This is a genomic window from Actinacidiphila polyblastidii (genome assembly GCF_036353415.1).
GTDB lineage: Bacteria > Actinomycetota > Actinomycetes > Streptomycetales > Streptomycetaceae > Actinacidiphila > Actinacidiphila polyblastidii.
In genome coordinates, this window is record NZ_JAZEWV010000001.1 from 516,821 (window position 1) to 539,228 (window position 22,408).

The following is a 22,408-nucleotide window of genomic DNA, read 5'->3' on the forward strand; positions in this document are numbered from 1 at the left end:
GCTGATTCACCTGCCGCCGAGCGCCGCCTCCTCGCGGTCCAGATCGTGCCGCAGGCCGCGCAGCGTGGCGGCGCTGATCAGGTGCGCGTCGTAGAGCCGGCGCAGTTCGGCGTTCTGCACCGCGATCACGCCCTGGCGCAGCTCCCGGTACGCGGTGTCCGCCGAGGCGCTGCCCGAGTCGTCCGCGTCGTGGTCGAGACGGGCGGCGAGGCCGCGCCGCACCCGGTCCACCGCGTGCCGGGGCTGGGCGTCCAGCAGGGCGAGTTCGTCGATGTGCGCGAGGGCGGCGCGGTTGAGGGCGTCGCGGGCGTCGGCCTCCTCGCGTGCGGTGTGCTCGGGTTCGAGCGCCAGGCCCGAGCGGTTCACCACCGGGGCGAGCGTCAGGCCCTGCACGACGAGGGTGAGGACGACCACCGCGGTGGTGAGCACCAGGACCAGCGCGCGGCCGGGCAGCGGCGCACCGCTCTCGGTGGCCAGCGGGATGGACAGGGCGGCCGCCAGCGGCATCACGCCGCGGGTGCCCGCCCAGGAGACCACGGCGGCGACCCGCCAGGAGGGCCGCCCGCGGGCCCCGCCCGTACCGCCCCCGCCCGCGGCGCCCACCCCCGCGGCGGTGCTCGTGCCGGTGTGCGTCGCGGTGGACAGCGCCAGCATCCACACCAGCCGGACGCCGATCACCACCACCGCCAGGGCCAGCGCCTGCTCGGGCCAGCCGCCGGTGCCGTCCGGCAGCACCCGCACCAGTTCGGGCAGCGTCAGGCCGACGACGCTGAACACCACGCTCTCCAGCAGGAACACCACCACCGCGTAGACGGCGTGCAGTTGGAGGCGGATGCGGGCGTCGCTCAGCCGGTGGCCGGAGCGGCCGAGCAGCACCCCGGCGACGACCACCGCGGTCACCCCCGAGGTGTGCGCCGACTCCGCGAGCACGTACGCGCTGTACGGGGTGACCAGGGCGATCACCGTCTCCAGCACCGGGTCCACGGTGCGCCGCCTGATCAGCGCGACCACGCCCGCGACGCCCGCGCCGACCAGGCTGCCGCCGCCGGCGAGCAGCGCGAACTGTCCCGCCGCCGCGGCCCCGCCGACCGGCCCGGCGGCCACCGCGATGCCGATCGCGACCTTGAACAGCACCAGCGACGTCGCGTCGTTGAACAGGCTCTCCGCCTGCACCAGCACCTGGACCCGCCCCGGCAGCGCGAGCCGGCGGCCGAGTGCGGTGACCGCCACCGGGTCGGTGCTCGACAGCACCGCGCCGAGCACGAAGGCGGTCGCCGGCGGCAGACCGGTCAGCGCGCTCGCCACCCAGGCCACCGCCGCCGCCGAGCACAGCACCAGGCCGAACGCCAGCACCGTCACCGGGCGCCACACCGTGCGCAGGTCGCGGAGCGACAACTCCTCGGCGGAGGCGTAGAGCAGCGGGGGCAGCACGATCAGCGCGATGGCCTGCGGAGGGATGTGCAGCTCCGGCGTGCCCGGCACCAGCGCGACGCCGAGGCCGGCCAGCACCAGCAGCGAGGGGGCGGGGATGCGGCGGCTGCGGGCGAAGGTGGCGACGGCGGTCGCCAGCACCACCAGGAGGAGGACGGTTGCCACTGCGCGCATCTGCGGAGCCCCTGATCACGAGAACGGGGTCGCTGCCGCGGGCGCCGCAGTCCGTTCCCCGTGCCGACCAGGCTTCCCGGCACACCGCTGGTGATTTTATCGGATTCTTGTCGCCGCCGAACAGGCGCGCACCGCCACCGGCCGCCTCGGACCGTCCGCACCGGCCCGGACGCCGGGCGCAAGATCGGACAAACGGCGCATCGTATACTCGGCGCTCACCGGATCGGAGGAGTGAGCGGACGTGGGCCATCTGCCGCCGCGCGGCGCGGTCGCAGCGCCGGAGCGCCTGCGCGACCAGGTCGCCGACGCGCTGCGCGCCGCGCTGGCCGCGGGCGAACTGCGACCGGGCCGGGTCTACTCCGCGCCCGCGCTCGCCGCGCCGCTCGGCGTCTCGGCCACTCCGGTGCGCGAGGCCATGCACGGTCTCGCCCGGGAGGGCCTGGTCGAAGCCGTCCGGAACAAGGGGTTCCGGATCACCGCGGTCACCGAGCGGGACCTCGACCAGTACACCGAGATACGCGCCCTGATCGAGGTGCCGACGGTCGGACGGGTCGCGGCCACGGCCGCCGCCGCGGATCTCGAAGCGCTGCGGCCCGTCGCCCTGGAGACCGTCGAGGCCGCCCGCCGCCACGACTTCCCCGGCTACCTCGACGCCGACCGCCGGTTCCACCTCGGCCTGCTCGCCCTGGCCGGCAACGACCACCTGGTGCAGGTGGTGGGCGGCCTCCGCGATCGCTCCTGCCGGTACGGGCCGGACGGGCCGGCCGGCCTGAGCGGCCTGAGCGGTCCCGACGCGGCAGGCCGCCTCGCCGCATCCGCCGCGGAACACCTCGCACTGCTCGACCTCGTCCTCGCCGGCGACGTGCGGGGCGCACAGGACTGCCTGGCCCGGCACCTCGCCCGCGCCCGCCTCCGCGCCCCGCGGGCGGGCGGCGAGGCTACCCGGTGAGGGACTGGGTGCCCAGCACCGTCAGCAGGGCGAGGCGTTCGGCGTCCTCGGTGCCGGGCTCGGCCGTGTAGACGTTGATCCGCAGGTCGCTGCCGCCCACCAGCAGCACGTCGCAGTCGAGGGTCACCGGGCCCACCCGCGGGTGGTCGATCGTCTTGCGCGCGGTGTCGTGCCGCCCGACCGTGCCGGACTCCCAGAGCCGGGTGAACCGCGGGCTGCCCGCGCGCAGTTCGGCCACCAGCGCGCGCAGCCGCTCGTCGGCGGGATAGCGGTCGGCGGCCGCCCGCAGGTCCGTGACGAGCACCGCCTCGAACTCCCGCTGCGCCTCGGGGGTGTGGCGCACCCGGCCGCCGCCCGAGCCGAGGAACTGCCGCCACACGCCGTTGCGTTCCTTGTCCCGCAGGTCGGCCGGCTCGCCCATCAGGGCGGCGTACGGGGCGTTGGCGACCAGCAGCGTCCAGATCGCGTCGTGCACCGCGACCGGCGTGCCGGCCAGCCGGTCCAGCATCCGCTGCACGCTCGGGGTGAGGTGGGTGGGCACGGTGTCGGGCCCCGGCGCGTCCAGTCCGGCCAGCCGGTACAGGTGCGCCCGCTCCGTTGCGGACAGCCGCAGCGCCCGCGCCAGCGCCTCGACGACCTGCGCCGACGGGTGCAGCGCCCGGCCCTGTTCGAGCCGCGTCACGTAGTCGACGGAGATGCCGGCCAGCAGCGCCAGCTCCTCGCGGCGCAGCCCGGCCGCCCGCCGGTACCCGCCCGCGGGCAGCCCCGCGGCCTGCGGCGGGACCCGGTCCCGCCAGCGGCGGACCGCCCCGCCGAACTCCGCTGTACCCATGCCCACCAGTGTGCCCCGCACGTCACCGGCCGTCCTGGTACCGCTGGTCCCAGGAAGATCCATGCCTGGCGGCGGCGCGCCGCCGGACGGAGGCTGGACGCATGACGACCACACTGATCACCGGAGCCAACAAGGGTCTCGGCCGCGAGACCGCCCGCCGCCTCGTCGAGGCAGGTCACACCGTATGGGTCGGCAGCCGCGACGCGGAGCGCGGCCGCAGGGCCGCGCGGGAGGTGGGGGCGCGCGCCGTGGTGCTCGACGTCACCGACGACGCGTCGGTCGCCGCGGCGGCCGCCACGATCGAGGCCGAGGGCGGCCTGGACGTCCTGGTCAACAACGCCGGCATCGAGGGCAGGACCGAGGACAACGGCGTCATCGGGGCGGCCGAGGTGACCGCCGACGAGATGCGGCGGACCTTCGAGACCAACGTCTTCGGAGTGGTGCGGGTGACCCACGCGTTCCTGCCGCTGCTGCACCGCTCGGCCGCGCCGGTCGTGGTCAACGTCGGCAGCGGCCTCGGCTCGATGGCCCGCCTCACCGACCCCGCCGACCCGGCTTACGGCTACCCGGGCGTGGCCTACCCCGCTTCGAAGGCCACGGTGAACGCGCTCACCATCCAGTACGCCAAGGCCTTCCCGCAGCTGCGGATCAACGTGGTGGAGCCCGGCTTCACCGCCACCGACCTCAACGGCCACAGCGGCGTCCAGACCGTCGAGCAGGGTGCGGAGATCATCGTCCGGATGGCGACGATCGGCCCCGACGGCCCCACCGGCGGCTACTTCGACGCGGCCGGCCCGCTGTCCTGGTAGCGCCCGCTTCCCACGGGCGCCCGGAGACGGGGCTACGGGAGCGCGCAGGACGTCCTGTGGGCGACCAGCGCGGCGCCGCCGAGGCGGATCAGCGGGCGGCCCCCGCCGCCCCCAGGGGCGTCGGTGACGGTGGCGGTGATGGTGGCGGGGCTGCCGAGGGAATCGCCCATGTGGACGGCGAGTGCGGTCACGCCCCGGCCCGCCAGGTGGGCGGCGAGGCAGGCGGTGCTGTTGGCGTTGGCGATGTCCTCCGGGACGCCGATCGAGGGCGCGAACATGCGGGCGCTGACGTCCACCCGCCCCCGCCCCCCGGGCACCGGCGGCGTGTGGACGTAGGCGCCCAGCAGCCCGAGGCGGTCGCAGCCCTCGCGCAGGCGGTCGACATCCGGGGCGAGGGAGGCCAGCGCGGACCGGGAGGCCACCGGGACCAGCAGCCGCGGCCGCCCCACCGACGCCACGCGGACGCCCGCGGCCCGCAGGGCCGGGGCGAGGCCGAGGGCGGGCAGCACGAGGGCGCACTCGCTCGCGGTCGGCTCGCGCAGCTCGACGGGACCGGCCTCGAAGGCCGCCGTGAACCGCGATCCCTCCCGGGTGCACCAGCCGGTGAAGGCGCGTCCCCCGGCGTGCAGGCCGGCCCGGTACTCCCGGCCCCCGGCGCGCTCGGCGAGGAAGGCCAGGGCGGCGACCGTGCCGTGGCCGCAGCCCGGCAGCTCGCCCGCGGCGGTGAAGAAGCGCAGGGAGACCGAGTCGGCACCGGACGGGCGGCCCGGCCGGCCGCCCCGCACCGAGACGAAGACGGCGTGCGACGCGCCCGTCAGGGCGGGCACCCGGCGCCGCTCGGCGTCACTGAGCGGCGCGTCGTCCAGCACCGCGGTCGGACTGCCGCCCGCCCCCTCGCGCAGGCACGCGCGCACGATCGCGACGGGCAGACCGTACCCGCCCATCCCGCCCCCCTTCAGCGTCGGGCCGCCGGCAGCGGCCGTCAGCACTCGATGACGTTCACCGCCAGCCCGCCGCGGGCGGTCTCCTTGTACTTGACCTTCATGTCGGCCCCGGTGTCCTTCATGGTCTTGATGACCTTGTCGAGGGAGACGTGGTGGCGGCCGTCGCCGCGCATCGCCATCCGGGCGGCGGTGACGGCCTTCACCGAGGCCATGCCGTTGCGCTCGATGCAGGGGATCTGGACCAGGCCGCCGACCGGGTCGCAGGTCAGGCCGAGGTTGTGCTCCATGCCGATCTCGGCGGCGTTCTCGACCTGCTCCGGGGTGCCGCCGAGGACCTCGGCCAGACCGCCCGCGGCCATCGAGCAGGCCGAGCCGACCTCGCCCTGGCAGCCGACCTCGGCGCCGGAGATCGAGGCGTTCTCCTTGAAGAGCATGCCGATGGCGCCCGCCGCCAGCAGGAACCGCACCACCGCGTCCTCCTGCTCGGCGGGGGTGCTGCCCTTGTCCGCCACGAAGTTCAGGTAGTAGTGCAGGACGGCCGGGATGATCCCTGCGGCGCCGTTGGTGGGGGCGGTGACGACCCGGCCGCCCGCCGCGTTCTCCTCGTTGACGGCCATCGCGTAGAGCGTGACCCACTCCATCGCGTGCCGGGCGGGGTCGCCCTCGGCGCGCAGCTGGCGGGCGGACTGGGCGGCGCGGCGGCGGACCTTCAGACCGCCCGGCAGGATGCCCTCGCGGGACATGCCGCGCTGCACGCACGCCTGCATGACCTGCCAGATGTCCAGCAGCCCGGAGCGGATCTCCGCCTCGCCGCGCCACGCCTTCTCGTTCTCCAGCATCAGCGCCGAGATGGACAGGCCGGTCTCCCGGGACAGCCGCAGCAGCTCGTCGCCGGTGCGGAAGGGGTAGCGCAGGACCGTGTCGTCCAGCTTGATCCGGTCCTCGCCGACCGCGTCCTCGTCGACCACGAAGCCGCCGCCGACCGAGTAGTACGTCTTCTCCAGCAGCGGGACGCCGGCCGCGTCGTACGCGAAGAGGGTCATGCCGTTGGCGTGGTAGGGCAGCGAGCGGCGCCGGTGCAGCACGAGCTGGCTGTCCGGGTCGAAGTCGATCTCGTGCGCGCCGAGCAGGTTCAGCCGCCCGGTCTCGCGCACCCGGGCGACCTCCTCGTCCGCGCGCTCCACGTCGACGCTGCGCGGGGAGTGCCCGGCGAGGCCGAGCAGGACGGCCTTGGGGGTGCCGTGGCCGTGGCCGGTCGCGCCGAGCGAGCCGAACAGCTCGGCCCGCACCGACACCGTGTGGGCCAGCAGGCCCTCGTTCTTCAGCCGGTGGGCGAAGATCCCGGCGGCGCGCATCGGGCCCACGGTGTGCGAGCTGGACGGCCCTATGCCGATCGAGAACAGGTCGAAGACCGAAATGGCCACGGAAAACGTACTCCTCGGTTGTCGCGGACGCCGTTGTCCGCTGTGGGGGTGCCGGGCGGGGCCGCCGGTGCGGCGGCCCCGCCCGTCGAGCGGCCGGGGCTAGAGCCCCGGGTACAGCGGGTGCTTGGCGGCCAGCGCCTCGACCCGCTCACGCAGCGCGGTGGCCTCGGTCCCCCCGAAGGGCGACGCGGCCTTCAGCGTCTGCGCGATCACGTCGGCGATCTCGCGGAAGTCGTCGGCCTGGAAGCCGCGCGTGGCGAGCGCGGGGGTGCCGATCCGCAGCCCCGAGGTCACCATCGGGGGGCGCGGGTCGTTCGGGACGGCGTTGCGGTTGACGGTGACGCCGACCTGGTGCAGCCGGTCCTCGGCCTGCTGCCCGTCCAGCGCCGAGTCGCGCAGGTCCACCAGGACCAGGTGCACGTCGGTGCCCCCGGAGAGCACCGAGACGCCCGCCTCGGCGAGGTCCGCGCCGGTCAGCCGCTCGGCGAGGATCCTGGCGCCCTCCAGCGTACGTGACTGGCGGTCCTTGAACTCCGCCGTGGCCGCGGCCTTGAACGCCACCGCCTTCGCGGCGATCACGTGCTCCAGCGGGCCGCCCTGCTGACCGGGGAAGACCGCGGAGTTGATCTTCTTGGCGAGGTCCGCGGTGGAGAGGATCACACCGCCGCGCGGGCCGCCGAGGGTCTTGTGCGTGGTGGTGGTGACCACGTGCGCGTGCGGCACCGGCGAGGGGTGCAGCCCGGCCGCGACCAGGCCGGCGAAGTGCGCCATGTCGACCATCAGGTACGCGCCGACCTCGTCGGCGATCCGGCGGAACGCCGCGAAGTCCAGCTGCCGCGGGTACGCCGACCAGCCCGCCACGATCAGCTGCGGCCGGTGCTCCTTGGCCAGCCGCTCGACCTCGGCCATGTCGACCCGGTTGGTCTCGGCGTCGACGTGGTAGGCGGCGACCTTGTACAGCTTGCCGGAGAAGTTGATCTTCATCCCGTGGGTCAGGTGACCGCCGTGCGCCAGGTCCAGGCCCAGGATGGTGTCCCCGGGCTTGATCAGGGCGAACATCGCGGCGGCGTTCGCCTGCGCGCCCGAGTGCGGCTGGACGTTCGCCGCCTCGGCGCCGAACAGCTCCTTCACCCGGTCGATCGCCAGCTGCTCGATCACGTCGACGTGCTCGCAGCCGCCGTAGTAGCGGCGGCCCGGGTAGCCCTCGGCGTACTTGTTGGTCAGCACCGAGCCCTGGGCCTCCAGCACCGCGACCGGCGCGAAGTTCTCCGAGGCGATCATCTCCAGGGTGGACTGCTGGCGGTGCAGCTCGGCGTCGACCGCGGCGGCGACGTCCGGGTCGAACTCGTGCAGGGACTGGTTCAGCAGCGACATGTGCGTCAGGTCTCCTCAGCCCGCGATGAACGCGTCGTACTCGGCCGCGGACAGCAGCTCCGCGTCGTCGCCCGACACCCGCACCTTGAAGAGCCAGCCGCCCTCGAAGGGCGCGGAGTTGACCAGCGCCGGGTCGTCGACGACGTCCTGGTTGACCTCGGTGACCTCACCGGACACCGGCGAGTACAGGTCGCTGACCGACTTGGTGGACTCCAGCTCGCCGCAGGTCTCGCCGGCGGTGACCGTCGCGCCCGCCTCGGGGAGCTGGACGAAGACGACGTCGCCGAGCGCGTCGGCGGCGTGCGAGGTGATCCCCACGGCCGACACCCCGTCCGCGGCGGCGGAGACCCACTCGTGTTCCTTGCTGTAGCGCAGCTGCTCAGGATTGATGCTCATGACGGAATTCTCCCGGATGGATGACGGTCCCCGCGCGCGGCGCGAGGACGGGCGGAGTCGGAGGGGTGCGGAAGTCGCGGGAAGTCGGAGGGGGCATGCGGTGCGGCGCGCGCGGCGGCCGCGCGCGGTGACGGAGCGGGACCGTCAGCGCTCGCGCTTGTAGAACGGCAGCGCGACCACGTCGTGCGGCTCCTGGGCGCCGCGGATGTCGACCGCGACCCCCGCGCTGCCGGGCGCCGCGTGCGGCGCGTCCACGTACGCCATGGCGATCGGCACGCCGAGGGTGGGGGAGGGCGCGCCGGAGGTGACCTCGCCGATCACCGCGCCGGAGCCGTCGGTGACCGGGTAGCCGGCCCGCGGCACCCGGCGGCCGTGCGCGACCAGGCCGACCAGCCGGCGCGGCGGGGTCGCGTCCGCCTTGCGAGCCGCGGCGTCGAGCGCGTCGCGGCCGACGAAGTCGCCGGGCTTGTCGAACTTCACCACCCGGCCGAGCCCCGCGTCGAAGGGCGTCAGCGCGGTGGTCAGCTCGTGCCCGTACAGCGGCATCCCGGCCTCCAGGCGCAGCGTGTCCCGGCAGGACAGCCCGCACGGCACCAGCCCGGCGCCGGCGCCGGCCGCCGTCAGCTCCTGCCACAGCCGCTCGGCGTCGCCGGGCGCCACGAACAGCTCGAAGCCGTCCTCGCCGGTGTAGCCGGTGCGGGCGATCAGCGCGTCCGCACCGGCGACGGTGGCGGGCAGCCCCGCGTAGTACTTGAGCCCGTCGAGGTCCGCGTCGGTGAGCGACTTCAGGATGCCGGGGGACTGCGGGCCCTGGACGGCGAGCAGCGCGTACGCGTCCCGGTCGTCGCGGACCGCCGCGTCGAAGCCGGCCGCCCGCTCGGTCACCGCGTCGAGCACGGTCTGCGCGTTGGAGGCGTTGGCGACGATCATGTACTCCCGGTCGGCGAGCCGGTAGACGATCAGGTCGTCCAGGATGCCGCCGTCGGCCGCGCAGATCATCGTGTAGCGGGCCCGGCCCGGGGCGAGCGCCGACAGGTGGCCGACCAGCGCGTGATCGAGCAGCTCCCCGGCCTGCGGTCCGGTCACGGTGATCTCGCCCATGTGCGAGAGGTCGAAGAGGCCGGCGCGGGTGCGGACCGCCTGGTGCTCCTCGCGCTCGCTGGTGTACCGCAGCGGCATGTCCCAGCCCGCGAAGTCGGTCATGGTCGCGCCCAGGGCGCGGTGCAGCGCGTCGAGCGCGGTACGGCGGGGTTCGCTCATCGGAAACGGGCTCCCAGGTGAGGACGGTACGGAAACGAGGCCACAGCGGCCTCCCCATCTGTCATCGGAACCTGAGAGGTTCACCGTGACCCCGCGCGGGGCCCGGCTTGCACCTTGGGTGGGAGGGAGCCCGGTGGGGCGCCCTCCGCTTTTCAGATCTGCCTCGTCCGCGCGGTATCTGTGCCTGAGAGATTCAAGGGAGGACTTGCTCCTTCGGCGCCCGGCCCTCCTGAGAGGAACCGGAACTCTCCCGCGCGGCCTCCAACGGCCGGTATGCAAGTTGTGCCGACCATCATTGCACGCCCGGGTCGGAGTGACGGCAGGAGCCGCTAGGGTTTCCCGGGCAACGGCGGCACATGGGCGGACAAGGGTGGACATGGAGAATCCGGCACCGTACATATGGCCGGCCAACGAGCTGGAGGAAGTCCTCTCGGCGAGCGTCGGCAACCCCGCCGCCGGGCCCAGGCTGCTGGAGGTGCTCGGCCGCTCCCGGATCTGGGTGCCGCTGCCGAACGGCGGCGGGGCGCCCGGCTTCGACCTGCCCACCATGGAGCTCGAAGGCGCCCCCTACGTGCCGGTGTTCAGCTCGGAGCAGCAGTTCCGGCAGGCCGCCGACGGGATGTCCTGCGCGGTCGCGCCGGTGCACGAGTTCGCCCGCGGGCTGCCTCCCGCGGTGGGCATCGCGGTCAACCCCGGCGGGGCGGTGGGCGTCCCGCTGCCGCCGGCCGCGGTCGCCGAACTGTGCCGCGCCGACCGGTCCCCGTCCGGCGCCGCGCCCACCCCCGGGGCGCGGGTGCGGCTGTGGGAGCCGGGCCACGAGGAGGAGCCGGTGGACTTCCTGGCCGCCGCGGCCGCCGAGTTCGCGGTCACGCCGGTCGTGCTCACCGCGCGCCGGGCGCTGGCGTCGGTCGAGGAGGAGCCGCCGGCCCTCTTCGTCGGCGTCGAGCTGGACCGCTGGCAGGAGGAGGACCGGGCGGCCGCGCTGGACGGCCTCGGCCGGGCGCTGGGCGCGGCGCCGCTGCCCTGGCAGGTCCACCTGATCCTGCTCGACGTGGCACAGGACCCGGTGGCGGACTGGATGCTGGAGGCCGTCGCGCCGTTCTTCGCCCGGGACTGACGCGTCCGGCGCGAGCGGCGGCGGCAGGGACGGCGGTCCTGGCGGCGGCAGCGGGGCCACGACCGGACCGGCCACGACCGCCGCCGACCGCGGCGGTCCGGGCACGACCGCGGACGACCGCGGACGACCGGGCCCGACCGGCCGGGCCGGTGGCGGCCCGTATACGCGCTGTATACGCGCCATATAGGCGGCGCGGCTTGAGTCGAGACGCGTTCCACCGGGAACACTCGAACTGATTTGATGGCGTCGGACGAACCAAGCGGAATCGGCGGACGAGGGGAAAGGGCGGTCCCAGGTGATCGCGGGTGCGCAAGGCGGCGCGGCGGCGGCCGGCCAGGTGGAGCGGATGCTGCACCAGGTGGCGCCCGGCCGGTTCGACGCATACGAGAACCTGCTCGTGTCGCTCGCCGAGGGCCAGGTGTGGATGCTGCTGTGGCACGGCAGGTCGGGCGCGCCCGACGCCCAGTACGGCAGCATGCAGATCGGCGGGCACCCGTACGCGCCGTGCGTCAGCTCGCCGCGCGAGCTGGCCGCGAGCGGCTGGACCAGGGACCACGAGGTGGTCTCCGGGCGGGACATCGCGCTGACCCTCTACCCCGACCGGTGCGGCCTGTGGCTCAATCCGCACGCGGCGGGCGGCGGCGTCGGCATCCCGTGGGCGGACCTGCGCAGGATCGCCGTCGGCCTCGACGTGCTGCCGGCCGGCCCGCTGCAGATCGCCGAACCGTCCCTGCAGCTCCCGCAGTTCTACGCGCTGCTCGCCCAGGCCGCGCACGCCACCCCCGCGGTGCGGGCGCTGCGCAACGCCTGGGTGCAGCCCGCGCTCGGCGAGCCGTACCTGGCGATCGGCGTCGAGGTCTACGACGGCGCGCCGCAGGCGGTCGAGGCGGTCCGCCTGATGATGCAGCAGGCGGTGGCGGGCGTGCCCGACGGGCTCGCCGTCTCCACCGTGGCGCTGGGCGACCCCTACGACCCGGTGGCGCTGTGGATGCGGGCGAACGCCCCCGCGTTCTTCGACCGCCAGGCGCACGCCGGCAGCTCCGCGTGGGGCCCGCGCTAGCGCACTGACCGCACGTCAGTCCCGCCGCTGGTCCCGCCGTTGGTCCCGGCGTCCGGGACGCCGTTCCGGACGCTGTTCGGGCCGCCGTTCGGGCGCGGCGTCCAGCGCGGCGTCGATCAGGCCCAGCGGGGGGCTGCCGAGCGAGAGCAGCGCGGCGTGGAAGCGGGGCAGCGTGAACTGGGCGCCCCAGGCGCGCCGCGCCTTCTCGCGCAGCCGGAGGATCTCCAACTTGCCCCAGGTGTACCGGCCGTAGGCGGCGTCGAAGGTGCCGCGGCGGGCCTCGGAGACCGCGCTGGCCCGCGCGAGGTGCGCGTCGCGCATGAACAGCCGGGTGGCGTCGTCGAACTCCATCGACCCGGTGTGCAGCCCGATCGCGCAGGTCAGCCGGGTCACCCGGACCAGCGCCTCCAGCGCGACCCCGATCGCGAACCGCGGGTCGCGGGCCCGGAACCCCTCGTCGAGGCAGACCTCCTCGACGTAGTGCGCCCAGCCCTCCGCGAAGGCGAGGCTGTGCAGCTCCCGGCGCACCCGCCCGGAGGCCCTGCGCAGCGCCCGGCCGTGCGCGAAGTGGCCGGGCGCGACCTCGTGCACCGTGATCGACGGCAGGCTCGTACGGCTGAAGACGGTCAGCCACTCCTCCTGCTCGTGGCGCGGCCAGTCCGGCTCCGGCGGGGTGACGTGGTACCAGGACACGCTGTCCCGCTCGCCCGGGGCGGCCCAGTTCATCATCGCCATCGACCAGCGGCGCGACGGCGGCGCCGGGCCCACCAGGCACTCGCCGTCCAGGTGCGGGACCAGCCCCCTGGCCCGGCTGAAGTCGATGACCTCGTCGGTGAGCCGGGCGGCCTCGGCGATCACCCCGTCGGCGTCCGGATGGTCGGCCAGCAGTTCGGGGATCAGCTCGTCCACCGGGCGGCCCGGGTCCAGCATCCGGCAGGAGTCGGCGAGCAGCTCGGACAGCCGCACCCGTTCGCGCTCCGCCTGCTCCGCGAGCCCGGACAGATCCACCCGGACGCCCTCCTGGGAGCCCATCAGCGCGGCCAGCGCCGCGCCGCCGAGCCGCGGGTCGGGGTCCCCCTCGCGGGCGGCCCGCTCCAGGTGCGCGATCAGCCGGGCGTGCGCGCGCAGCGCCTCGGACTCGATGCGGTCCCGCTCCGGGTCGAGGTCCGCCGCCAGCCCGTGGGCGGCGCCGAGCAGCGCCGTGGCGACGGGTGCGTTCACCGAGTCCAGTGAGGCCAGTGAGCCCTCGACCGCCTCCGGCCACTGCGACAGGTGGGCGCGGCGGGCCGCGGCCCGCTCCTTGCGGGAGGCGTACTCCCGGTCGTAGCAAGCGAGTTCGAGATTGGACAGATGCGGATACGGATCACGCCGGTGCAGTTCGAGATCACCGTACTGGACGCGCATCGACTCCTCGAACACCCGCAGGTGGGCCTCGTCGTGCGGGTCCGGCAGCGGACCGCTCGCGCGGCGCGCGCGGTCCAGCGCGGACAGCGCCCCGCGGACCCCGTCCGGGGACAGGTCCTGCACCCTTCCGTCGTACTCGTGCAGGCCGGACATCTCCCTGGCCTGGGGCATCATCAGGTCGCACACCGCGTGCAGCCGCATCTCCACCACCCGACCGTACCCCGAGGTAGCCGCGGGTAACGGTCGAAGAATCACCACATCACAGTTGCGCATCCGTTCTCCGTGAGGGCTGGCGGGTGATCGCAGGGGCGCACAAGAATCCAGCGGCAGGGGGCAGTGTGACGCTCCGTGTCCTGAGACGGTCGGGCATTTCGCTGCGCACTCGGACGAACGGCACCGCGAGTCCCACCGTTCGGCCACCGCATCACCTCCGATTCACGGCAGCACCCGTTTCTCTGCTTCACTGCACCACCGCAGGACCGCACGCAACGCAGGACCGCAAGTCCGCAGCACCGCAGGACCGAAGAATGAAGCCGCTACAGCGGCGGGCGCGCGCCGGTTACCCGCCGGCGAGAGGGGTCAGCTACACCATGACCGCACCGATAGAAACGACCCAAGGGCAGGCCACGGCACAGCCGGAGGCCATCCTCGCGGGGGCGGGGCGCACGGCGATCGAGGGACGCTCCCTCAGCCGTATCGCCTGGACGCGCTTCAAGCGCGACAAGGTCGCCGTCGCCGGTGGCGTCGTCGTCATCCTGCTGGTGCTGCTCGCCGTGCTGGCGAAGCCGATCGAGAGCATCTTCGGTCTGGACCCCACGGCCTTCCACCAGGACCTGGTGGACCCGGTCACGGTCGCCCCCAAGGGCGGCTGGGGCGGCATGAGCTGGGCCCACCCGCTGGGCGTCGACCCGCAGTACGGCCGCGACCTGCTGAGCCGGATCATCGAGGGCTCCTGGGTGTCGATGCTGGTGGCGACCGGCGCGACGCTGCTCTCGGTGGTGATCGGCACGGTGATGGGCGTGGTGGCCGGGTACTACGGCGGCTGGGTCGACACCGTCATCAGCCGGCTGATGGACACCTTCCTCGCCTTCCCGCTGCTGCTCTTCGCGATCTCCATCTCGGCCTCGCTGCAGGACGGCGCCTTCGGTCTGAACGGCCTGCCGCTGCGCATCTCGGTGCTCATCTTCGTGATCGGCTTCTTCAACTGGCCGTACATGGGCCGCATCGTCCGCGGCCAGACGCTGAGCCTGCGCGAGCGGGAGTTCGTGGAGGCGGCCCGCAGCCTGGGCGCCCGCGGCCCGTTCATCCTCTTCCGGGAGCTGCTGCCGAACCTGGTGGCGCCGATCCTGGTCTACTCCACGCTGCTGATCCCCACCAACATCCTCTTCGAGGCCGCGCTGAGCTTCCTCGGCGTCGGCATCGCACCACCGCAGGCGTCCTGGGGCGGCATGCTCAACGAAGCGGTCGACCTGTTCTACGCCGACCCGCAGTACATGGTCGTTCCCGGCCTCGCGATCTTCATCACCGTTCTCGCGTTCAACCTGCTCGGCGACGGGCTCCGGGATGCCCTGGACCCGCGCAGCAAGTGATCCCGCACGGCGGCGAGATGACGTTTCACCGCACGACGTGCCCGGACGCGGTACCTCCGCGCCGGCATCATCCCCAGAAAATGGAGGCTTTCCTCGGCATGAACAGTAAAAAAGCGACAGCTGCGCTGGCGCTTGCCACGGCTCTGGCCCTGGGAGCATCCGCGTGCAGCAGCAGTTCGTCCGACGACGGCAAGAAGGGCACCGGCAAGGGCGGCACCACCTCGTCGGCCTCCGCCGCCAAGGACGCCGCGCTGACCGGGATCGTGAACGCCTCCACCAAGGCGGGCGGCACGGTCACCCTGGACAACACCGACGTGCCGGACTCGCTCGACCCGGGCAACACGTACTACGGCTGGGTGCAGAACTTCTCCCGGCTCTACGCGCGTACGCTGCTGACCTTCAAGCCCGCCGCGGGCAAGGACGGCCTGACCGTCGTCCCCGACCTGGCGACCGGCCTCGGCCAGCCCAGCGCGGACGCGAAGACCTGGACGTACCACATCCGCGCGGGCCTGAAGTACCAGGACGGCACGCCGATCACCACCAAGGACATCAAGTACGGGATCGAGCGCAGCAACTTCGCGCCCGAGGCGCTGTCCAACGGCCCGACGTACTTCAAGGCGTACCTGGCCGGCGGTGACAAGTACCAGGGTCCCTACAAGGACAAGAACCCCAACGGGCTCGCGTCCATCGAGACCCCGAACGACACCACGATCGTCTTCCACCTGGCGAAGCCCTTCGCGGACTTCGACTACCTGGCGACGTTCTCGCAGACCGCCCCGGTGCCGGCCGCCAAGGACACCGGCGCCGACTACGTGAAGCACATCGTCTCCTCGGGCCCGTACGAGTTCAAGTCGTACACTGACTCCGTGGGCGCGGACCTGGTCCGCAACCCGCAGTGGTCGAAGGCGACCGACCCGGTGCGCAGCGCGCTGCCGAACGAGTTCAAGATCAAGTTCAAGATCAACGCGACCACGGTCGACAACGACCTGCTCGCCGACAACATCACCGTGGACTCCGGCGGCACGGGCGTCAGCCCGCAGACGCAGGCCAAGGTGATCAACCCGAAGTACGCCAAGAACACCGACGACTCCTACGCGGGCGCGACCTCCTACATGGCGGTCAACCCGAACGTGAAGCCGTTCGACAACATCGACTGCCGCAAGGCCGTCGAGTACGCGGTGGACAAGGTCTCGGTGCAGACCGCGATCGGCGGCAACGTCAAGGGCGACGTGGCGACCACGCTGCTCCCGCCGACCGTCAACGGCTACGCCAAGTTCGACGAGTACCCGTCGGCGGACGGCAAGGGTGACGTGCAGAAGGCCAAGGACGAGCTGACCAAGTGCGGTCACCCGACCGGCTTCAGCACGAACCTGACCGCCCGCTCCGACCGCCCGGCCGAGATGGCCGCGGCCACCGCGGTGCAGAACGCGCTCAAGAAGGTCGGCATCAACGCCAGCATCAAGAGCTACCCCGCGGGCAAGTACTTCTCCAACTTCGCGGGCGTCCCGAGCTACGTGCACGACCACCAGCTCGGCCTGATGATGACCGCGTGGGGCGCCGACTGGCCGACCGGCTACGGCTTCCTCGACCAGATCGTCGACGGCAGCGCCATCAAGCCCTCCGGCGGCAACAACCTGCAGGAGCTGAACGACCCGGCGATCAACAAGGCGCTGTCGGACGCGATCTCCAACACCGACGCCGCCGCCCGTACGCAGGCCTGGGGCCAGATCGACAAGATGGTCGTCGACACCGCGACCGTCGTGCCGCTGATCTACCGCAAGAACCTGCTGTACCGCCCGGCCTCGGCGACCAACGTCACCATCACCCAGGCGTACCTGGGCATGTACGACTACCTGCTGCTGAGCTCCTCCAAGTAAGCATCCTGAACACCGGAAGGCAGGTGAAGGCATCGGCGTCCGCCGGGCCGGGTGAACCCCGGTTCACCCGGCCCGGCGGACCCGGCGCCGATCCGCTGTGACTGCGTACATCATCCGACGCGTGATCGCCGCGATACTCCTGGTGCTTGTCGTCACCGCGGTCACTTTCGTCATCTTCTTCTGGGTGCCCAAGCTCGGCGGCCAGAGCACGACCCAACTTGCCACCCAGTACGTCGGCAAGGACGCGAACCCCCAGTCGATCGCGGCCGTCAAGAAGAACCTCGGCCTCGACCTGCCGCTCTACGAGCAGTACTGGCACTTCATCAAGGGCATCGTGATGGGGGCCAAGTACCAGTTCGGCCCCGACGCGGCGACATGCCACCGGCCGTGCCTGGGCTACTCCTTCAAGAACCACGTCGAGGTCTGGCCGCAGATCAAGGCCCGGATTCCGATCACGCTGTCGCTCGCCGTCGGCGCGGCCGTGATCTGGGTGATCTCCGGCGTCGCGATCGGCGTCGTCTCCGCGCTCAAGCGGGGCACGATCTTCGACCGCCTCTCCATGGGCGTGGCGCTGGCCGGCGTCTCCCTGCCGATCTTCTTCACCGGCATGGTGCTGCTCGGCCTGTTCTCCTACAAGTGGACGATCTGGGACAACGTGCAGTACGTCCCGATCACCCAGAACCCCGGACAGTGGGCCTGGAACCTGATCCTGCCCTGGATCAGCCTGGCCTTCCTCTACTCCGCGCTCTACGCCCGGCTCACCCGGGCCGGAATGCTGGAGACGATGGGCGAGGACTACATCCGCACCGCGCGGGCCAAGGGCCTGCGGGAGCGGACGGTCATCGGCAAGCACGGACTGCGGGCCGCGCTGTCCCCGATCGTCACCATCTTTGGCATGGACTTCGGCCTCCTGCTGGGAGGCGCGGTCCTGACCGAGTCCGTCTTCTCGTTCAAGGGCGTCGGTGAGTACGCGGTCGAGGGGATCCAGGGCAACGATCTGCCGATCGTGCTGGGCGTGACCCTGGTCGCCGCCGTCTTCATCGTCGTCAGCAGTCTCGTGGTGGACCTGCTGTACGCCGCCATCGACCCCCGCGTGAGGTATTCGTGAGCACCGACGACACCAGTGACGCTCTGAACAAGGCCGCGCCAGAAGAGGCGGCGCCCGAGCAGGCCGTGCTGGACAAGGACGTGCCCGCCGAGGAGGCGCCGGCCACGGGCGTGCCCGCGGCCCGCGCCGCGGTCGGCGAACCGGTGGCGCTCGGCGCCCCCTCGGACGCCTTCCTCTCGGTACGCGACCTGCGCATCCACTTCGAGACCGACGACGGCCTGGTCAAGTCCGTCGACGGCCTCAGCTTCGACCTGCAGCGCGGCCGCACCCTCGGCATCGTCGGCGAGTCCGGCTCCGGCAAGTCGGTGACCTCGCTGGGCATCATGGGCCTGCACCGCACCGCACGGGCGAGGATCTCCGGCGAGGTCTGGCTGGACGGCGAGGAGCTGGTCTCCGCGTCCGCCGAGCACGTACGGCTGCTGCGCGGCCGCAAGATGGCGATGATCTTCCAGGACCCGCTGTCCGCGATGCACCCGTACTACAAGATCGGCTCGCAGATCGTCGAGGCGTACCGGGTGCACCACAAGGTGACCAAGAAGGTCGCCGCGGAGCGCGCCATGGAGATGCTGGACCGGGTCGGCATCCCCGAGCCGCGCAAGCGGTTCCACGACTACCCGCACCAGTTCTCCGGCGGCATGCGGCAGCGCGCGATGATCGCGATGTCGCTGGTCAACAACCCCGAGCTGCTGATCGCGGACGAGCCCACCACCGCGCTCGACGTGACCGTGCAGGCCCAGATCCTGGACCTGATCCGGGACCTGCAGAAGGAGTTCGGCTCCGCGGTCATCATGATCACCCACGACCTCGGCGTCGTCGCCGAGGTCGCCGACGACCTGCTGGTGATGTACGCCGGGCGGGCCGCGGAACGCGGCTCCGCCGAGAAGGTGTTCACCGAGCCGCAGCACCCCTACACCTGGGGCCTGCTGGGCTCGATGCCGCGGCTGGACCGGGAGCGCACCGACCGGCTCAACCCGGTCAAGGGCTCCCCGCCCAGCCTGATCAACGTGCCGTCCGGCTGCGCCTTCCACCCGCGCTGCCCGTACGCCGCCCTGAACGGCGGGTCCTCCGAGACGGTGCGTCCCGAGCTGCGCGAGATGGCCCCCGGCCATGTCGTCGCCTGCCATCTGGCCGACGACGACCGGTCGCGGATCTGGACCGAAGAGATAGAACCGAAGCTGTGAAGGGCCAGGACGACGCCGTGGACGAGACCGCCGTGGAAGCCAACGGGGACGGGCCCGTGGCCGAGAAGACCTCGCTGGACAAGGACGCCGCGGCCGGCCGGCCGCGGGAGCGCGAGACGCTGCTCAAGGTCACCGGCCTGGTCAAGCACTTCCCGATCACCAAAGGGCTGCTGCGCCGCCAGGTCGGCGCCGTGCAGGCGGTCGACGGCATCGACTTCGAGGTCGGCTCGGGCGAGACCCTCGGCGTGGTCGGCGAGTCGGGCTGCGGCAAGTCCACCATGGGCCGGCTGATCACCCGGCTCCTGGAGCCCACCGGCGGGAAGGTCGAGTTCCAGGGCCGGGACATCACGCACCTGAGCACCGGCGCGATGCGCCCGATGCGGCGCGACGTGCAGATGATCTTCCAGGACCCGTACTCCTCGCTGAACCCGCGGCACACCATCGGCACCATCGTGGGCGCGCCCTTCCGGCTGCAGAAGGTCGCCACCGAGCACGGCGTGAAGCGGGAGGTCCAGGACCTCCTGGAGCTGGTCGGGCTCAGCCCCGAGCACTACAACCGCTACCCGCACGAGTTCTCCGGCGGCCAGCGGCAGCGCATCGGCATCGCCCGCGCGCTGGCGCTCAAGCCGAAGCTGGTCGTCGCCGACGAGCCGGTCTCCGCGCTGGACGTCTCCATCCAGGCGCAGGTGGTCAACCTGCTCGACGACCTCCAGTCCGAACTCGGCCTGACCTACGTGATCATCGCGCACGACCTGTCGGTGATCCGGCACGTGTCCGACCGCATCGCGGTGATGTACCTGGGCAAGATCGTCGAGATCGCGGACCGCGAGGACCTGTACGCGACGCCCTTCCACCCGTACACCAACGCGCTGCTCTCCGCGGTGCCGGTGCCGGACCCCAAGCGCAAGCAGCGTGCGGCCACCGCCGGCGGGGGGCGGATCCTGCTCACCGGCGACGTGCCGTCGCCGATCGCACCGCCGAGCGGGTGCCGGTTCCACACCCGGTGCTGGAAGGCGACGGAGGTCTGCAAGACCGTCGAGCCGCCGCTGGTCGCGCTGGCCACCGGTCACCAGGTGGCCTGCCACCACCCGGAGAACACCGAGGAGCCCGCCGCGGCCGGCGCCGCTCCCGCCTCGGCCTGACCCCCCCGGCCGCGTCCGCGGCCGCCCGCACCGAACGCCCCGGGCCTGCGCCCGGGGCGTTCGGTCTGTCCGGGGGCGGCGGCGGGCGCGCCGGGGCGGGCGGTGTCAGATCTGGCCGGCGGCGCGGGCGCGGGAGACGGCCGGGCCGATGGCCGCGGTGAGCTCGGCGACCTCGGCCGGCGTCGTGCTGTGGCCGAGGGAGAAGCGCAGCGTCGCCTTCGCGTGCGTGGCGGGCTCGCCCATGGCGAGCAGCACGTGGCTGGGCTGGGCGACCCCGGCCGTGCAGGCCGAGCCGGTCGAGCACGCGATGCCCTGCGCGTCGAGCAGCAGCAGCAGCGCGTCGCCCTCGCAGCCGGGGAAGGTGAAATGGGCGTTGGCGGGCAGCCGGCCCTCGCCGGCCGGCGCGCCGTTCAGCACGGCGTCCGGCACCGCCGCCCGCACCCCGCGCACCAGGGTGTCCCGCAGCGCGCCGACCTCGCGGGCGAACTCCTCGCGCCGCTCGGCCGCCAGCGTCGCCGCGGCGGCGAAGGCCGCGATCGCCGGCACGTCCAGCGTGCCCGACCTGCTGCGCTCCTGCGCGCCGCCGTGCTGCAGCGGCACCGGGGTGTCCTCGCGCCGCAGCAGCAGCGCGCCGACTCCGTACGGCCCGCCGATCTTGTGCGCGGTGACCGTCATCGCGTCGAGCCCGCAGGCGCCGAAGTCCAGCGCGCTCTGGCCGAACGCCTGCACCGCGTCGGAGTGCATCGGCACCCCGAACTCCTGCGCGACCTCGGCGAGTTCCGGGACCGGCAGGATGGTGCCGACCTCGTTGTTCGCCCACATGACGGTGATCAGGGCCACATCGTCGGGATCGCGGGCGAGCGCCGCCCGCAGCGCCGCGGGGTGCACCGCGCCCGCCTCGTCGACCGGCAGCCACTCGACGACCGCGCCCTCGTGGTCGGCCAGCCAGTACACCGCGTCCAGCACCGCGTGGTGCTCGACCGGGCTGGCCAGCACCCGGACCCGGCGCGGGTCCTGCGCCCGGCGGGCCCAGAACAGGCCCTTCACGGCGAGGTTGTCGGACTCGGTGCCGCCGCCGGTGAAGACGATCTCGCTGGGCCGCGCGCCGAGCGCGGCCGCCAGCGCCTCCCGGGACTCCTCGACGGTGCGCCGGGCCCGCCGGCCCGCGGCGTGCAGGGCGGAGGCGTTCCCGGTGGACGTCAGGTGGGCGGTCATCGCCCGGACCGCCTCCGGGAGCATCGGCGTGGTGGCGGCGTGGTCGAAGTAGGCCATGGTGGCCCCGATTCTACGATCGGACCACCGGGCCCAGAACCACCCGGCACCCCGGCCGGCCGCGCGGGCCCGTCAGCCGCGCGGCGCCCTGGCCAGCTGGCGGGACTGCGCGACCAGCCGGTCGGCGCTGTCCCAGACCCGCGCGTCCTCCTCCAGCAGGCCGCCGGCCAGGTTCCGCGTGGTCAGCGAGACCCGCAGCGGGCCGGGCGCGGGGATGCCGCGCACGTGCACGGTCAGTTCGAGCGTCGGCGTCCACCCCTTCAGGCCGAGGTCGAAGGCGGTCGGCGGCAGCGCGTCCACCGCGAGCAGCAGCGACAGCGCGTCGTGGTCGCGGCCGTCGGCGAGGCCCAGCCAGCCGCGCATGTCGCCGGCGCCCGACGGCGCGCCGACCGCCCAGCCCGACGTGGCCGGGTCGAGGCGCAGGTCGAGCCGCTGGAGGATGGCCGTGGAGCCGGTGACCGGGCCGCCCTCGGGGGCGTCGTCCGCGCTGACGCACTCCTCGTACGGGGGCATCACCGGGGGAGCGGCGGAGGTGTGCACCTGCGCCGGCAGCGCGGCCAGGTCGCCGTACCCGGCGATCACCCGCATCCGCTCGACCTCGCGGCCCTCCTCGTCGGCCTGGAAGAGCGAGGCCTGCCCGGTGCTCATGGTCCGGCCCGCGCGCACGGTCTGCGTCCTGATCCAGGCCGGGCCGGGCTGCGAGGCGGTGAGGTAGTGCGCGGTGACGGTGATCGGGTCGGGGTGCGGCAGCGCGTCGCGCAGCGCCCGGCCGACCGCGGCGAGCAGGTAGCCGCCGTTGATGGCGGCGATGATCGTCCACCCGGCCGACAGCTCCAGGTCGTACGTGCCCGGTTCGCCCGGCCGGGGCGTCACGGCGGTGTCCCGGTCGAACTCGCTCGCCGAGGTGTCGTCGCCCGCGAGGGCTTGCAGCTGTGCCATGGCGCTAGGTTACCCGTCAGTAGAAGCGGTCTGTCCACCCTGCTTCCGGCAACGCCGGGCGAGCGGGTTCCCGTTCCCGGCGGGCACCGCAGAAGCGGCGGCGGGGGCGGGGCCCGCCGCCGTTAC

The 22,408-nt window shown here is 73.3% G+C and carries 19 protein-coding genes and 2 riboswitches; of the genes, 9 read left to right on the forward strand and 10 right to left on the reverse strand.

Annotated elements, in window-relative coordinates; genetic code table 11:
• Positions 1–6 precede the first annotated feature (6 nt).
• On the reverse strand, positions 7–1,605 hold the full coding sequence (locus V2S66_RS02075; protein ID WP_330792632.1) for a Na+/H+ antiporter: 1,599 nt from the start codon (positions 1,603–1,605) through the stop codon (positions 7–9).
• A 241-nt stretch (positions 1,606–1,846) separates the two neighbouring features.
• On the opposite strand from V2S66_RS02075, the gene V2S66_RS02080 reads away from it, so the two are divergent.
• Positions 1,847–2,554 (forward strand): GntR family transcriptional regulator, encoded by a 708-nt coding sequence (locus V2S66_RS02080; RefSeq protein ID WP_330792633.1) that lies wholly within the window; start codon positions 1,847–1,849, stop codon positions 2,552–2,554.
• Here V2S66_RS02080 and V2S66_RS02085 read toward each other — a convergent pair.
• Positions 2,544–3,386, reverse strand: coding sequence for a helix-turn-helix transcriptional regulator (locus V2S66_RS02085; protein WP_330792634.1), 843 nt, complete (start codon positions 3,384–3,386; stop codon positions 2,544–2,546). The two genes, V2S66_RS02080 and V2S66_RS02085, sit on opposite strands and share 11 nt — an antisense overlap.
• Before the next feature lie 101 nt (positions 3,387–3,487).
• Between V2S66_RS02085 and V2S66_RS02090 the strand changes: the two genes are divergently transcribed.
• Positions 3,488–4,195, forward strand: coding sequence for an SDR family NAD(P)-dependent oxidoreductase (locus tag V2S66_RS02090; RefSeq protein WP_330792635.1), 708 nt, complete (start codon positions 3,488–3,490; stop codon positions 4,193–4,195).
• 32 nt (positions 4,196–4,227) lie between these two features.
• Here the strand turns inward: V2S66_RS02090 and V2S66_RS02095 are convergent, their stop codons facing one another.
• The 5 genes from V2S66_RS02095 to gcvT all read right to left on the reverse strand — a co-directional run bounded on the left by V2S66_RS02095 (position 4,228) and on the right by gcvT (position 9,593).
• A complete protein-coding gene (locus V2S66_RS02095) occupies positions 4,228–5,139 on the reverse strand; it encodes a PhzF family phenazine biosynthesis protein (RefSeq protein ID WP_330792636.1) in 912 nt (303 codons plus the stop codon).
• Between the two features lie 38 nt (positions 5,140–5,177).
• On the reverse strand, positions 5,178–6,563 hold the full coding sequence (locus tag V2S66_RS02100) for an L-serine ammonia-lyase (RefSeq protein ID WP_330792637.1): 1,386 nt from the start codon (positions 6,561–6,563) through the stop codon (positions 5,178–5,180).
• Between the two features lie 99 nt (positions 6,564–6,662).
• Positions 6,663–7,937 carry a serine hydroxymethyltransferase gene (glyA, locus tag V2S66_RS02105; RefSeq protein WP_330792638.1) on the reverse strand — a complete coding sequence of 425 codons (1,275 nt, stop codon included), beginning with the start codon at positions 7,935–7,937 and terminating at the stop codon, positions 6,663–6,665.
• 15 nt (positions 7,938–7,952) lie between these two features.
• Positions 7,953–8,333 carry a glycine cleavage system protein GcvH gene (gcvH, locus tag V2S66_RS02110; protein WP_330792639.1) on the reverse strand — a complete coding sequence of 127 codons (381 nt, stop codon included), beginning with the start codon at positions 8,331–8,333 and terminating at the stop codon, positions 7,953–7,955.
• A 144-nt stretch (positions 8,334–8,477) separates the two neighbouring features.
• Entirely contained in the window at positions 8,478–9,593 is a 1,116-nt protein-coding gene (gcvT, locus tag V2S66_RS02115) for a glycine cleavage system aminomethyltransferase GcvT (RefSeq protein WP_330792640.1), read from the reverse strand.
• 48 nt (positions 9,594–9,641) lie between these two features.
• Positions 9,642–9,755, reverse strand: a riboswitch (glycine riboswitch).
• Positions 9,756–9,856, reverse strand: a riboswitch (glycine riboswitch).
• A gap of 113 nt (positions 9,857–9,969) precedes the next feature.
• On the opposite strand from gcvT, the gene V2S66_RS02120 reads away from it, so the two are divergent.
• The gene (locus V2S66_RS02120; protein ID WP_330792641.1) at positions 9,970–10,710 is read left to right on the forward strand and encodes an enhanced serine sensitivity protein SseB; all 741 of its coding nucleotides are present in this window, start codon (positions 9,970–9,972) and stop codon (positions 10,708–10,710) included.
• Positions 10,711–11,005: 295 nt separating this feature from the next.
• On the forward strand, positions 11,006–11,770 hold the full coding sequence (locus tag V2S66_RS02125; RefSeq protein WP_330792642.1) for an enhanced serine sensitivity protein SseB C-terminal domain-containing protein: 765 nt from the start codon (positions 11,006–11,008) through the stop codon (positions 11,768–11,770).
• Positions 11,771–11,785: 15 nt separating this feature from the next.
• On the opposite strand, the gene V2S66_RS02130 is transcribed toward V2S66_RS02125, so the two are convergent.
• Entirely contained in the window at positions 11,786–13,375 is a 1,590-nt protein-coding gene (locus V2S66_RS02130) for a DUF885 family protein (RefSeq protein ID WP_330792822.1), read from the reverse strand.
• A gap of 389 nt (positions 13,376–13,764) precedes the next feature.
• On the opposite strand from V2S66_RS02130, the gene V2S66_RS02135 reads away from it, so the two are divergent.
• From V2S66_RS02135 to V2S66_RS02155, 5 genes are all read left to right on the forward strand, one after another.
• Positions 13,765–14,763: an ABC transporter permease gene (locus V2S66_RS02135; protein ID WP_330792643.1), complete on the forward strand. Its 999-nt coding sequence runs from the start codon at positions 13,765–13,767 to the stop codon at positions 14,761–14,763.
• Positions 14,764–14,861: 98 nt separating this feature from the next.
• A complete protein-coding gene (locus V2S66_RS02140) occupies positions 14,862–16,640 on the forward strand; it encodes an ABC transporter substrate-binding protein (protein ID WP_330792644.1) in 1,779 nt (592 codons plus the stop codon).
• Between the two features lie 97 nt (positions 16,641–16,737).
• The gene (locus tag V2S66_RS02145; protein WP_330792645.1) at positions 16,738–17,748 is read left to right on the forward strand and encodes an ABC transporter permease; all 1,011 of its coding nucleotides are present in this window, start codon (positions 16,738–16,740) and stop codon (positions 17,746–17,748) included.
• Between the two features lie 68 nt (positions 17,749–17,816).
• Positions 17,817–18,929 (forward strand): ABC transporter ATP-binding protein, encoded by a 1,113-nt coding sequence (locus V2S66_RS02150; RefSeq protein ID WP_413966272.1) that lies wholly within the window; start codon positions 17,817–17,819, stop codon positions 18,927–18,929.
• Positions 18,930–18,985: 56 nt separating this feature from the next.
• Positions 18,986–20,071: an ABC transporter ATP-binding protein gene (locus V2S66_RS02155; RefSeq protein WP_413966273.1), complete on the forward strand. Its 1,086-nt coding sequence runs from the start codon at positions 18,986–18,988 to the stop codon at positions 20,069–20,071.
• A 105-nt stretch (positions 20,072–20,176) separates the two neighbouring features.
• On the opposite strand, the gene V2S66_RS02160 is transcribed toward V2S66_RS02155, so the two are convergent.
• Complete coding sequence (locus V2S66_RS02160) at positions 20,177–21,343, reverse strand: cysteine desulfurase family protein (RefSeq protein ID WP_330792646.1); 1,167 nt, start codon at positions 21,341–21,343, stop codon at positions 20,177–20,179.
• Positions 21,344–21,415: 72 nt separating this feature from the next.
• On the reverse strand, positions 21,416–22,282 hold the full coding sequence (locus tag V2S66_RS02165; protein ID WP_330792647.1) for a thioesterase family protein: 867 nt from the start codon (positions 22,280–22,282) through the stop codon (positions 21,416–21,418).
• Positions 22,283–22,408: the final 126 nt, after the last annotated feature.